General features: G+C 75.4%; 11 protein-coding genes and 2 pseudogenes. 10 read left to right on the plus strand and 3 right to left on the minus strand.

Annotated elements, in window-relative coordinates; genetic code table 11:
* Positions 1-299: 299 nt before the first annotated feature.
* The 9 genes and pseudogenes from MW084_RS22965 to MW084_RS23005 all read left to right on the plus strand — a co-directional run.
* Positions 300-1790 carry a sensor histidine kinase gene (locus MW084_RS22965; protein WP_255130516.1) on the plus strand — a complete coding sequence of 497 codons (1491 nt, stop codon included), beginning with the start codon at positions 300-302 and terminating at the stop codon, positions 1788-1790.
* Positions 1787-2197 carry a roadblock/LC7 domain-containing protein gene (locus MW084_RS22970; RefSeq protein ID WP_010474920.1) on the plus strand — a complete coding sequence of 137 codons (411 nt, stop codon included), beginning with the start codon at positions 1787-1789 and terminating at the stop codon, positions 2195-2197. Before MW084_RS22965 ends, MW084_RS22970 begins: the two co-directional genes overlap by 4 nt.
* The gene (locus MW084_RS22975) at positions 2194-2556 is read left to right on the plus strand and encodes a DUF742 domain-containing protein (RefSeq protein ID WP_010474921.1); all 363 of its coding nucleotides are present in this window, start codon (positions 2194-2196) and stop codon (positions 2554-2556) included. The genes MW084_RS22970 and MW084_RS22975 overlap by 4 nt, the downstream gene beginning before the upstream one ends.
* Positions 2537-3184, plus strand: a complete 648-nt coding sequence (locus MW084_RS22980; protein ID WP_010474922.1) for a GTP-binding protein — start codon at positions 2537-2539, stop codon at positions 3182-3184. The genes MW084_RS22975 and MW084_RS22980 overlap by 20 nt, the downstream gene beginning before the upstream one ends.
* A complete protein-coding gene (locus MW084_RS22985) occupies positions 3181-4614 on the plus strand; it encodes a cytochrome P450 (protein ID WP_275563767.1) in 1434 nt (477 codons plus the stop codon). The genes MW084_RS22980 and MW084_RS22985 overlap by 4 nt, the downstream gene beginning before the upstream one ends.
* Before the next feature lie 163 nt (positions 4615-4777).
* Positions 4778-5887, plus strand: coding sequence for a selina-4(15),7(11)-diene synthase (locus MW084_RS22990; RefSeq protein WP_010474926.1), 1110 nt, complete (start codon positions 4778-4780; stop codon positions 5885-5887).
* Between the two features lie 22 nt (positions 5888-5909).
* A complete protein-coding gene (locus tag MW084_RS22995) occupies positions 5910-7256 on the plus strand; it encodes a cytochrome P450 (RefSeq protein ID WP_010474928.1) in 1347 nt (448 codons plus the stop codon).
* A gap of 394 nt (positions 7257-7650) precedes the next feature.
* Positions 7651-8367 (plus strand): MBL fold metallo-hydrolase (locus tag MW084_RS23000; RefSeq protein ID WP_275563768.1); only part of this gene is annotated, 717 nt, incomplete at its 3' end.
* A 3-nt stretch (positions 8368-8370) separates the two neighbouring features.
* A pseudogene (locus MW084_RS23005) lies at positions 8371-9357 on the plus strand (rhodanese-like domain-containing protein); the annotation flags it as partial.
* Between the two features lie 90 nt (positions 9358-9447).
* Here the strand turns inward: MW084_RS23005 and MW084_RS23010 are convergent.
* Both MW084_RS23010 and MW084_RS23015 read right to left on the minus strand, forming a co-directional pair.
* Positions 9448-10455, minus strand: a pseudogene (locus MW084_RS23010) (PEP/pyruvate-binding domain-containing protein); the annotation flags it as partial.
* A 102-nt stretch (positions 10456-10557) separates the two neighbouring features.
* The gene (locus tag MW084_RS23015; protein ID WP_010474933.1) at positions 10558-11445 is read right to left on the minus strand and encodes a universal stress protein; all 888 of its coding nucleotides are present in this window, start codon (positions 11443-11445) and stop codon (positions 10558-10560) included.
* A 230-nt stretch (positions 11446-11675) separates the two neighbouring features.
* Between MW084_RS23015 and MW084_RS23020 the strand changes: the two genes are divergently transcribed.
* Positions 11676-11978, plus strand: coding sequence for a DUF1876 domain-containing protein (locus MW084_RS23020; protein WP_010474935.1), 303 nt, complete (start codon positions 11676-11678; stop codon positions 11976-11978).
* A gap of 153 nt (positions 11979-12131) precedes the next feature.
* On the opposite strand, the gene MW084_RS23025 is transcribed toward MW084_RS23020, so the two are convergent.
* Positions 12132-12746, minus strand: coding sequence for a CBS domain-containing protein (locus MW084_RS23025; protein ID WP_010474937.1), 615 nt, complete (start codon positions 12744-12746; stop codon positions 12132-12134).
* Between the last annotated feature and the right edge of the window lie 164 nt (positions 12747-12910).

Genomic DNA, 12910 nt, shown 5'->3' on the forward strand with positions numbered 1-12910 from the left:
CGACCACCGGAACGGCCCCCGGCGGACCGCGTCGGCGCAGGTGGGCGGNGCCGNCCCCGCCCTGCCGCGCGGCGGCACCGCGGCGCGCGGCGGCGGTCCCGGCACGGGCCGGGCGGAGGGACCCGGTGGCGTCCGTAAGGGGCGCTGGGCTTGGCGGTCCCCTTCACTCCACGGTCAGGGAAACCTTGGGCGAACAACAGGTCGCGACCTGACCCTCCGCCAAAACGCCTTCTGCCGAAGCACTATGCTCATCGCTCGTTGTCATATGATCTTTTCGTTCGATGGGTTTGAGGGTGCTGATGGTCCGTGAGGAATCGTCGCCCGGAAGTGGAAGCCCGCGGTCTGCGGCATCTTTCGTGTGGCTGCTGCCCGCCGCTCTGATCGCCGTGGCCACCGGTGTCTCGGTGGCCGTGATGGAGGCGTCCGCACGGGTGCCGGTCGCGGTCGCCGGAGGGGTCTCCGCTCTCGTGCTCGCCGCTCTCGGCAGTGAGGTCGCACGCCGGGGCCGGGTGGTCGGCGAACTGCGCGGAATCGTCGCCGACCGCGACGCGGCCCTGGCCCGCCGGCACGCCGAGGCCGACCACCTGGCCGGCACGCTGCTGCCGGACGCCGTCCGGCGGCTGCGGCAGGGGGAGTTCCCCGAGGACATCCTCGGCTCCCTCGCCGCGCCCGAGGAGCACCGGGCCGTCGTCCGCGTGGTCGTCGACGCGGTCGCCGCCGAGGAGGACCTGCGCGAGTCCGCGCAGCGGGCCTTCGTCAACATCGCCCGCCGCGTCCAGGCCATCGTCCACCAGCAGGCGCAGGAGCTGCGCGCGATGGAGGACCGGCACGGCCACCGCCCGGAGGTCTTCGGCGACCTGCTCCGCATCGACCACGGCACGGCCCTGATCGGCCGCCTCGCCGACTCCATCGCCGTCCTCGGCGGTGCCCGCCCGGGCCGCCAGTGGAGCAGGGCCGTCCCGCTCTACAGCGTGCTGCGCGGCGCCATGTCGCGGATCATCGACTACCAGCGCGTGGAACTGCACTCCGTCACCGAGGTCGCCGTCACCGGCCCCGCCGTCGAGCCGCTCATCCACGCGCTCGCCGAGCTCCTCGACAACGCCACCCGCTACTCCCCGCCGCAGACGAAGGTCCACCTGACCGCCGTCGACGTGCAGTCCGGCATCGCCGTCGAGATCGAGGACGGCGGCGTGTCCATGAGCGAGGAGGCCCGCAAGCGGGCCGAGCGGATGCTCCGCCAGGCCCAGCAGGGCATCGACCTCAACGACCTCGGGGAGACGCCGCGCCTCGGCCTCGCCGTCGTCGGCCGGCTCGCTCAGGCGTACGGCTTCCAGGTCTCGCTGCGCTCCTCCGCGTACGGCGGCGTCCGCGCCGTCGTCGTCGTCCCGCAGGAGCTGATCACCACCGTCGCCGCCGCCTCCGGCCTCGCCCACGGCATCGGCGCCTCCTCCGTGCCCCGCGCCGCCGTCCCGGCGGCCTCCCCCGCCGCCGCCCCGGCCCCGGTGGAGCACGCCGCCGTGCCGGAGGCGAACGGCGAAGCCCCTCCGGTGGTTGCGAGGACCGCGAACGGCCTGCCGCAGCGTCGCCGCAGGAAGCCGCTCGCCGAGCCGCCCCGGGCCGCGGCCACCGGGCCCGCCGCATCCTCGGGCCAGGCGTCGCCGGCCCCCGCGACCCCGGCTCCCGGCCAGGAGCCGTCACCTCAGGTGCAGCCCGGAATGTGGCTGGCCGCCTTCCAGAGCGGCCTGTCCGGGGAGCCCAACGACGCAAGCAAGGGGAACTCTCAGCAATGATCAAGCAGCAGGCCAATATGGACTGGATGCTCAAGGACCTCGCGGAAGGCGTTCCGCAAACCCGACACGTGGTCGTGCTCTCCGCCGACGGTCTGCGCATGGCTCAGTACGGCACCGACCACGACACCGCCGACCGGCTCGCCGCGGCCTGCGCCGGACTCCAGTCGCTGGCCGGGGCCGTCGCCTCCGAACTCCCGCGCGGCGACGGCAGGATGAGGCTCGTCGTCATCGAGATGGACGGGGGCTTCTTCTACCTGATGGCCGCGGGCACCGGCGCGTACCTGGCCGTCCTCGCCGACGAGGGCGTCGACGCGGGGCTGATGGGCCAGCGCATGCGGGACCTCGTCCTGCGCATCGGGGAGCACCTGAGCAGCCCGCCGCGACAGGACGGGCAGGGCACCAGGTGAGCGGAGCGGGCGGCGGTGACTGGGAGGAAACCAGTCCCGAGCGGCTCTACGTGATCACGGGGGGACGCAGCGGCGGGTCGGCGCCCGCCGAACTCGACCTCGTCACGCTGATCGTGGCGAGGTCCGGTGCGAAGCCCGGGATGCAGCCGGAGCACGCGGCGATCGTGCAGCTGTGCCAGTCACCGCTGTCCGTGGCCGAGATCTCCGCGTACCTGCGCCTCCCGGTGAGCGTCGTCACGGTACTGCTCGGCGACCTCCTCGCCGACAACCGCATCGTCGTCCGCGCTCCCATCCCCCCCGCCCGACTCCCCGACCGCGCGTTGATTGAGGCAGTGATCGATGGACTTCAGAAGCTCTGAGCACGACGGCTCCGAGCAGCACGGCGGCGCGGTTCGGGGACCGCGGCGCGAGGACGTGCTGCCGGAGACGGCCACGACGGCCGTCAAGGTGGTGATCGTGGGCGGGTTCGGCGTCGGCAAGACCACCTTCGTCGGCTCCGTCAGCGAGATCCGCCCGCTCACCACCGAGGAGACGATGACCCAGGCCGGGGTCGGCGTCGACGACACCTCCGGCGTCGACGGCAAGACGTCGACCACCGTCGCCATGGACTTCGGCCGGATCAGCATCAACCGGGAACTGGTCCTGTACCTCTTCGGCACACCCGGCCAGGAGCGCTTCTGGTTCCTGTGGCGCGGCCTGTTCGAAGGCGCCCTCGGCGCGGTCGTCCTCGTCGACACCCGCCGCCTGGAGGTCAGCTTCGACGTGCTGGGCCGACTGGAGGAGCGCCGCGTCCCGTTCGTCGTCGCCGTCAACACCTTCCCGGGTGCCCCCCACTACCCGGCCGAGGAGCTCCGCACCGCCCTCGACCTGCCGCCGGCCGTCCCGATCGTCCCCTGCGACGCCCGGGACCGCGGCTCCAGCAGGGACGTGCTGATGACGCTGATGCGCTACCTGCAGACCCTCGTCACGACCCAGGAGGCGTCATGACCGCCCCCCACACTGAGCCCGCCCCGGGCTGTCGGCAGGTGGGCGGCTGCCCCGCCCACGACATCGGCGCCGCCGCCCCGCGCCGCATCTACGGCCCCGAGGCCGAACGCGACCCCAAGGCCCTGTACGAGGAACTGCGCCGGCGGCACGGCCAGGTCGCGCCCGTGCTCCTCCACGGCGACCTGCCGGCCTGGCTCGTCCTGGGCCACCGGGAGAACCTGGAGGTCATGCGGTCGCCGTCGCGGTTCTCCAACGACTCCCGCCTGTGGCGGATGTTCAAGGAGGGACGCGTCCCCGCCGACTCGCCGCTGCGCCCGATGGTCGAGTGGCAGCCCCTGTGCGTGTTCACCGACGGCGCCGAGCACGAGCGGCTCCGCGCCGCGGTCCGCGACGGCCTGGACCAGTTCGACCGGCGCGGTGTGCGCCGGTACGTCATCCGCTACACCGACCAGCTGATCGACTCCTTCGCCGCCGAGGGCCGCGCCGACCTCATCCGGGACTTCGCGGAGAAGCTGCCGATGCTGGTGATGACCCAGCTGCTCGGCATGCCCGAGGAGTACGGGCCGCACCTGGTCAACGCCTGCCTGGACCTGATGAAGGGCAGCGAGACGACCGTCGCCAGCAACGAGTTCGTCGTCCACACCCTGCGCACCCTCACCGAGCGGAAGAAGTCCCAGCCGGGCCACGACCTGGCGAGCCGGCTGCTGGGCCACGAGGCGGACCTCGGCGACGACGAGGTGCTGGAGCACCTGCGCCTGGTGCTCATCTCCGCCAACGAGACCACCGTCAACCTGATGGCCAACGCCCTGCGCCTGGTCCTCACCGACCGCCGGTTCCGCGCCAACCTCGCCGGCGGCCACATGACCCTGCCGGACGCGCTGGAGCAGGTGCTGTGGGACGACCCGCCGCTGTCGGCGATCACCGGCCGCTGGGCGACCGGCGACACGGTCCTGGGCGGCCGGCAGATCCGGGCCGGCGACATGCTGCTGCTCGGCCTCGCCGCCGGCAACGTGGACCCGGAGATCCGCCCCGACCTCGACAAGCCGCTCCTCGGCAACCGCGCCCACCTGGCGTTCGGCAGCGGCCCCCACGAGTGCCCGGGCCAGGACATCGGCCGCGCCATCGCCGACACGGGCATCGACACGCTGCTGGCCCGCCTGCCCGACCTGCGGCTCGCCGTCCCCGAGGGCGAACTGCGCTGGTCCGCCGCGTGGCTGTCGAAGCGTCTGGAGGCCCTCCCGGTCGAGTTCACGCCGCCCGCGTCGGCGGCGCCGCAGGGCCCGAGCGCGCCGAAGGACTTCGCCTCGACCGTACCCGGACCGCTGCCCGAGCAGGTGCCGCCGCCCGCCCCGGGCTCCGCGCCCGCCGAGGGCACCTCGGAGCCCGCCCGGAAGACCTGGTGGAGCCTCTTCCTCCGACCGAACCGCTGAAATTCACGGAATCGTCCCTTCCGAGGGACCTTCGACCTGTTGGAACAGGGTTATCAGATGACTACTATGCGCCACAGTTGATCAATTCCATGTCGCGGACGGCGTTTTCGGAACGCCTTCCGCGGCATGCACACACGTCGCACCGCGACGAGAGGAGGCCGCAGTGGGGCCCGGTCTGACAGTGCCGCCGATCTTCACGCCCATTCCGCCGGCGATCCACCCCTGCCACGTGGAGGCGGACGCCCTGACGGCGGCCTGGGCGGAGACGTACCGCATCGGATCGGAGGAGCTGCGCGCACGGCTGGTCTCGCAGTCCATCGGGACCTTCTCCGCGCGCATCCTGCCCGAGGGCCGCGAGGAGGTCGTCTCGCTCCTCGCGGACTTCGTCCTCTGGCTGTTCGGCGTGGACGACGGCTACTGCGAGGAGGGCGAGCTGGGCCGCCGCCCCGGCGAACTCGCCGCCGAGCTGCACCGCCTGCTGCGGGTCGCGCAGAACCCGCAGGTGCCGATGCTGGACGGCGACCCGCTCGCCGCCGGACTGCGCGACCTGCGCCTGCGGATCGACCGGTACGGCACCCCGGGTCAGGCCGCCCGCTGGGTGGACGCGCTGCGCGAGTACTTCTTCTCCGTCGTGTGGGAGGCGTCCCACCGCCGCGCCGGCACCGTCCCGGACCTCAACGACTACACGCTGATGCGGATCTACGACGGCGCCACCACCGTCGTCCTGCCCATGCTGGAGATCGGCCACGGCTACGAACTCCAGCCCCACGAGCGCGACCGCACCGCCGTGCGCGCCGCTACCGAGATGGCGTCCTTCGTCATCACCTGGGACAACGACATCTTCTCCTACCACAAGGAGAACAAGGAGAAGAGCGCCACCGGCTACTACCTCAACGTGCTGCGCGTCCTGGAGGAGCACGAGGGCATGACCCCCGAGCAGGCCCTCGACGTCGCCATCTCCCAGCGCGACCGCGTCATGTGCCTGTACATGCGCCTCACCGAGGCCCTCGCCGCCCAGGGCAGCCCGCAGCTGCGCCAGTACCTGCGCACCCTCGGCAGCTTCATCCGCGGCGCCCAGGACTGGGGCGTCACCTCCGTCCGCTACACGACCCCGGACGACCCGGCCGACATGCCCGCCCACTTCCGCGACACCCCCGTCGACGCCGGCGAGGAGCCGCTCGGCATACCCGCCGTCTCCTGGTGGTGGGACCTGCTCGCCCCGGGCGGGGACGCGCACGCCGCCCTGCCCCTGCAGCGGACCGCGCGGAACTAGAGCAAAGGACTCTTCGGTGTCAGTGGTGACAACAGGTTCCCCGACCGTCCCCCGCGCCCCCGGGGCCGTACCGCTCCTCGGACACGCATGGAGGCTGTGGCGCGACCCGCTCGGCTTCCTCAAGTCGCTGCGGCAGGCGGGCGACATCGTCCAGGTCCGCCTCGGGACCATGCCCGTGTACGTGGTCACCTCCGCGGAGCTCATCCACGAGGTGACCGTCCGCCAGGCCCGCAGCTTCGAGAAGGGCCGGCTGTTCGACCGGCTGCGCCCCCTCGCCGGGAACGGCCTGGCCACCGCCAACGGCGAGGTGCACCGCATGCACCGCCGGCTGATCCAGCCGATGTTCCACCCGCAGCGGATCCAGGTGTACGCGCAGGTCATGAGCGACAACGCCCGTGAGCTGGCGGACTCCTGGCAGCCGGGTCAGGAGATCGAACTGGAGCGGGCGATGGCCGGGTACGCCGTCGAGACCCTCGCCAAGACCCTGTTCTCCACGGACATCGGCCTCCCGGCGGTCGAGGCGGTCCGCGAGAACCTCCCCGTCGTCCTGAAGAACATGCTCGTCCGGGCGGCGTCACCGAAACTCCTCGACCGGCTGCCCATCCGCGCCAACCGCGACTTCGACGCCGCCTCCGCACGGCTGCGGAGCGTCATCGACGAGGTGATCGCCACCACGCGCCGCTCCGGCGAGACCGGCCACCACGACCTGCTGTCGGTCCTGCTGGCCGCCCGCGACGAGGAGACCGGCGTCTCGCTGACCGACGCCGAGGTCCGCGACGAGCTGAGCACCATCCTCTTCGCCGGGGCCGAGACCACCGCGTCCTCCCTGGCCTGGACCTTCCACGAACTGGCCCAGCGCCCGGACGTGGAGGACGAACTCGTCGCGGAGATCCGGGAGGTCGTCGGGGACCGGCCCGTGGAGATCGGCGACGTGCCGCGGCTCGTCGCCGTCCGCCGCGTCCTGGACGAGGTGATCCGCCTGCACGGCGTCACCATGCTGATGCGCCGCGCCACCGCGCCCGTCGAACTGGGCGGCCACCGCATCCCCGAGGGCGCCGAGGTCGCCTTCAGCCTCTACGCCATGCACCGCGACCCGGGCCTGTACCCGGACCCGGACCGGTTCGACCCGGACCGCTGGCTCCCGGAGCGCCGCGCCTCCATCGACCGGCAGTCGTACATCCCGTTCGGCGCGGGCAACCGCAAGTGCATCGGCGACGCGTTCGTCTGGACGGAGGCGACGATCGCCCTGGCGACCCTCCTCGCCAGGTGGAGCCTGCGGCCCGTGCCCGGGCACACCCCCCGCGAGGTGCCCTCCGCGGTCGCCCACCCCGACCGCGTCCCCATGGTCGTCACGCCGCGCCACGGCTGAACGCCCGCACCGCGCGCCCGGCCGGGTCCCGTACGGGATCCGGCCGGNNGCGCCGCGTCCGGGGCCCGGCCGCCGCGCACCCCGCCGGGTGGCGCGACGCGGCGGAGCCCGGCCCGCGGCCCCGGCCTTCGACGCGGCGGGCGCACAGGGACCCGGGCGGCCCCCGGGCGATCCACGGGGCGGTACCCGCACACGGGTCCGGCGCCCGGGGCCGGCGTCCACGCGACCGGCCCGGCGACCGCCCACCCCGCNTCCCGTACGGCCCGCCCCCTCGTGCCGCACCGCCGCTGCGCGAACGATGCCCCGGGAGCTGCCGTGCCCGCGTCCGCGCGGGCGCCCCGCTACCGTTTCCGCGTGATGCCCGCGGCCCGGACGGGCCGGAAGGAGTGAGCTCGTGTTCTTCGTCGACACCATCGAGACCGAGGGGCTCGGCAGCCGCTGCCACCTGGCGGGAGGGGACGGGCACGCGGTCGTGGTCGACCCGCCCCGCGACATCGACCGCGTGATCGCCGCGGCCGCCGCCCGCGGGGTCCGCCTCACCCACGTCGTCGAGACCCACCTCCACGAGGACCACGTCACCGGCGGCCCCGACCTGTCCCGCCTCACCGGCGCCTCCTACCTCGTCCCCGCCGGGGCCCGCGCCTCCCTCCCGCACCTACCGGTCCACGACGGCGACCGCGTCCCGGTCGGCACCGCGCTCACCCTGCGGGCCCTGGCCGCCCCCGGCCGCACCCCGCACCACACCGCGTACGTCCTGGAGGAGTCGGGCACCCCCGTCGCCGTGTTCACCGGCGGTTCCCTCCTCGTCGGCGCGGTCGGCCGCCCCGGCGCGACCGAGCCCCGACTCGCCGAGCGGCTCGCCCGCGCCCAGTACGCCTCCGTCCACCGCCTCGCCGCCGAACTCCCCGACGGCACCGCCGTCCTGCCCGCGTACGGCCCCGGCAGCCCCTGCTCCTCCGCCCCGGCCGGCGCCGGGCCGTCGACCGTCGGCGCCGAGAAGGCGGGCAACGACGTCTTCGCCAAGGACGCCGACACCTTCGTCGCCGACCTGCTCGCGGGCCTCGACGACGCCCCCGCCCACCACGCGCGCCTGGCGTCCCTCAACGCCGCCNGNCCCGCCCCCGTCGACCTGACGCCGCCCCCCGCGGCCGACGCCGGCGCGATCGCCGCGCGGCTGGCCGAGGGGGAGTGGGTCGTGGACCTGCGCGACCGGACCGCCTTCGCCCGCGGCCACGTCGCCGGCTCGTTCAACGTCGAGGCGGGCGCCGCCTTCGCCGCGCGCCTGGCCCTGCTCCTCCCCGCGGGCAGGCCCGTGACACTGCTCGCCGAGACGCCGGAGCGGATCGCCGCCGCGCAGCGCGAACTCGTCCGCGTCGGCGTCGACCGCCCCGCGGCCGCCGCCACCGGCGACCCGCGCGACTGGGTCCGCGGCGGCGAGGCGCTTTGCGCGTACCCCGTCGGCACGTTCGCCGGCCTCGCCGAGGCCCTCGGCCGCGACCCGCACGGGACCGTCGTCCTCGACGTGCGGCACGGCGCCGAGCGGGCCGCCGGGCACATCGAGGGCTCCGCCCACGTCCCCCTGCACGAGGTGCGCCGGCGTGCCGCCGGACTCCCCGCCGGAACGGTGTGGGTGCACTGCGGCACCGGGGCGCGGGCGGCCGTCGCTGCGTCCCTGCTCGACGCGGCCGGCCGGGAGGTCGTCGCCGTCGACGACGCCTTCGGGGCCGCGGCCGGCGCCGGCCTGCCCGTCGTGCGCCCCGCCTGCCCGCGGGTGACGGTGCGTCAGGCCCGGTGCCGGACGGGCACCGGCGGCGCGGTCCTCCTCGACGTGCGGGAGGAGGACGAGTGGCTGGCGGGACGCGCGCCCGGCGCCGCCCACGCGCCGCTGTCCGCGCTGCTCGCCGACGACCGGGTGCCCCGGGTGCTGCGCGGCCGGGATGCGGTGGTGATCTGCCGCTCCGGGAAGCGCTCCCAGCAGGCCGCGCGGGTCCTCGCGGAGCGGGGGGTGCGCGCCGTCGACGTCGTGGGCGGCATGCACGCCTGGGCGCACGCCGGCTACCCGGTCGTCGACGAGGACGGGAACCGCGGCCGGATCGCCTGACCGCGCCCCGCGCCCCGCGCACCCGTTCCCGGTGTGCGGGGGCGGATGCCGGGCCGCGCGGCGCCCGCCCCCGCCGGGCCGTCAGTGCCCGCCGGGGCGGGCGCCCAGGAGCCACAGCCGGCCGCGCTCCACGGTGAACTCGACGGCGCACACGCCGCCGTAGTGGTCGTCCAGCCGCCGCAGGTGGGCGCACAGCTCCGCGTACACGGACGGGGCGAGCCGCCCCAGCTCCTCCAGCGGCAGCGGGTCGCGCACCCCGGCGGCGACGTCCTCGCCCTGCGCGTCCGGCAGGTAGACACCGTGCGCGCCGGGGTCGCCGGTCGCCGGGTCGCGGGTGACGGCGACCCCGCTGCCGGAGTCGGCGCCCCGGTTGCCGGACACCATCGTCTGCACGGTCACGGCCGCGCCCAGGCCGTCCGGGACGCCCGCGCGGCACCGCAGGGCCCGCGCCGGGCCGGAGTTCCACGCGTCGAGCACCGCCCGCACCGCCCGGCGCAACTGCTCCGCCGGGTCCTGCGGGAACTCCTGCCCGGTCCGCTCCGCGACGAGGTCCTTGTACGTCTCGACGACCCGGATCAGGTCGCAGGCGTCCAGCCGCTCGTCCGCCACGTGGTGCTGCTCCTCGACCCGGTGCCGCACCCGCTCGAACAGCTCCGGCTCCACGCCCATCACGACCGTGCCGAACCGCTCGACGAGGCGGCGGTAGGAGTCCCACGCGAACCGCTCCCGCGCCGGGCTCCCGGCCAGCCCCAGGACCGCGTAGTCGTTCAGACCCACGTCCAGGACCGTCTCCGGCATCCCCGGCACCGGCAGCTCCGCCCCGCAGCGGACCGACAGCAGCAGCGGGTCGTCCACCTGCCCGAGCCGCCGCCCCGCCGCGTGCTCCAGCCGCGCCAGGTGCTCCGAGACCTCCCCGTCCAGCTCCGGCGGCGGGGCGCCCGTCGCGGCGTGCGCCCGGCACGCCTCCGCCGAGACCGTGAACCCCGCCGGCACCGGCAGCCCCATCCGGGTCATCTCGGCGAGGCGGGCGCCCTTGTCGCCGAGCAGGGCGACCCGGTCCCGGCCGCCCTCGGCGAAGTCGTACACGTAGCGGACCATGACAGTGCGTCCTCCAGGGTCGGCCGGACCGGCGGTGCCACCACGACCAGCGTGCCACCCCGTCCGGAAAGGGCGCCGGAGCGCGCCGGCGCGCGGTCGGGCTCACTCGTGCGGGACGACCGCCACCGGGGACGGCGCGTGGTGCAGGACCGCGTGCGCCACCGAACCGATCCGCGGCCCCAGCGGGGTCTGCCGCACCCGGCGGCCGACCACCATCAGCTCCGCGCCCGACGCGACCGACAGCAACACCTGGCCGCCGCTGCCCAGTTCGACGTGCTCGGTCACCGGCACGTCCGGGTACCGCTCCCGCCACGGCGCCAGCGCGTCGGCCAGCGCCTTGCGCTCGAACGGCTCCAGGCCGCCCGCCTCGTCGGCCAGCGCCATCGAACCGGGGCTGTACGCGTACAGCGACGGCAGGCTCCAGGCCCGCACCGCGCGCACGCCGACCCCTCGGGCGGCCGCCTCCGCGAACGCGAAACCGAGCACCGCCGCGCTTTCCTCGCGCCCGCCCTGCTGCCCGACGACGACCCTGCCCGCCCCGGTGCCGGCGCCGCCGTCCCGCGGGGCGCGCACCGCCACCACCGGACAGGCCGCCGTGGCGATCACCTGCTGCCCGTAGGAGCCGAGCAGGAACCCCAGGAGGGCCCCCCGCCCGCGCGAGCCGACCACCAGCATCTCCGCCGTCCCGCCGGCCTCCACCAGGGCGGGCACCGGGGTGTCCGGCACCAGCCGGGAGGTCACCCGCACCCGGGGGTGCAGGCCGCGCACCTTCGCCTCCGCCTCGTCCAGGACCTCCTGCGCACGCCGCTCCTCCCGCTCCCGCTCCTGCTCCAGCGGCACGTCCAGGGGCTGCCACCGCCAGGCGTGCAGGAGGTGCAGGGGCAGCCCGCGCAACTCGGCCTCCCGCGCCGCCCAGACGGCGGCGGCGAGGCTCTCGGGGGAGCCGTCCACCCCCGCCGTGATCACTCGGGTCGTCGGGGCCTGCGCCATGGGTCGTCCTCCGTGTGTCGGGGTGTCGGTCTGCTCTCACCCAGTGTGAACGGCCGCCGGCCCGGGGGCAGGGGCCGGTAGGCCCGGCTTCCCCGGCCGGCCGGCCCCGAAACGGCCCCGTCCGGCCGGGCCGCCGCCCCTCCGGTCGTCCCGGGGGCCGGGCCGGGTGGATCCTGGAGGCGGGGCCGGCGCCCGCCGGCCCGCCGCCCGACGCGCCGAGGAGGCACACCATGACCCGGACGCTGGAGTGGAGGATCGCGATGGACCTGGTGGAGGACGGGGACACCACCGAGGCGCGCGCGGTCCTCGACACCGGAAGGTCGACGATCACCGGCCGCGGCTCCGCCCGGCGCAACCCGGAGGACGAGGACGTCCCGCTGATCGGCGACGAGCTGGCCGCCAGCCGCGCGATGAGCGACCTCGCCCGCCAGTTGATGCGCCTGGCGTACCGGGACATCGGAGAGGCGGGCGCGGGGATGTCCGGCGAGGCCGACCGGGACACCCCGTACGGCTGGTCGACGCCGGTCCGCTGACGCGACCCGGTCCGCCGACCGGTTCGGCGCACTCGGCCCGGCCGGCCCGGACCTCCTCTCCCGCCCGGCTCTCCNCGCCCGGCCGGAACCNNNNCGCCGTCCGGGGCNGNCCCCGGCCCCGCCCCGTGCCCTGCGCGCGGCCGACTCCGCCCGTCAGGTCGCCGCGGTCCCCGTGTCGTCCGTCTCGTAGGCGAGCCGGTCGTCCACCGCCACCACCCCGTCGACCGTCTCGCACAGTCGCACCAGGATCGGCACCAGGCTCCTGCGCCCGAGGGTGCCGCTGAGCGTCACCGTCCCGTCGTCCACGTGGACGGTGACGGCGGAGGGCGGCAGGCCCAGCGTGCGGGTCACCACGTCCTCCAGGATCTCCTCCTGGATCGCCCGGTCGCGCCGCAGGAACAACTGGATCAGGTCGCTGCGGCTCAGCACCCCGATGAGCCGCCCCGAGGCGTCCACCACGGGCAGCCGCTTGATGCGGTGCCGCTCCATCACCCGGGCCGCCTCGACCGCGCTCCACTCCGGCCGCGCCACCACGGCCGGGCTGGTCATCAGGCCCTCGGCGGTGCCCGGCCCCCGCTCCCCGGTGGTGTGCCGGCGCAGCAGGTCCGCCTCCGACACCACGCCGACCGGCCGCTCGTCCCCGTCCACCACGGGCACGGCCGTGATGCCGTACTCGTCGAGCAGCCGCGCGATCTCCATGAAGGGGGTGCCGGGCTGCACGGCCACGGCCTCCGGCGTCATCAGATCCGCCACGCTGCGGTGCCTCATCACTCGCCCTCCCTTTCCGTGGATACCGCCTCCGAGCATGGGGGAGACCCGGCCCCGGCGCCCGGCGCGCCGCGGCGCGCCCCCGGAAAGGGCGAAGGCGCCGCGGCGGGAAGGGGGGGCGGCCCGGCGGCCCCGGCCCGGAAGGGCGGGAGGCCCCGGCGCCC

It is taken from the genome of Streptomyces sudanensis (assembly GCF_023614315.1).
Classification (GTDB): domain Bacteria; phylum Actinomycetota; class Actinomycetes; order Streptomycetales; family Streptomycetaceae; genus Streptomyces; species Streptomyces sudanensis.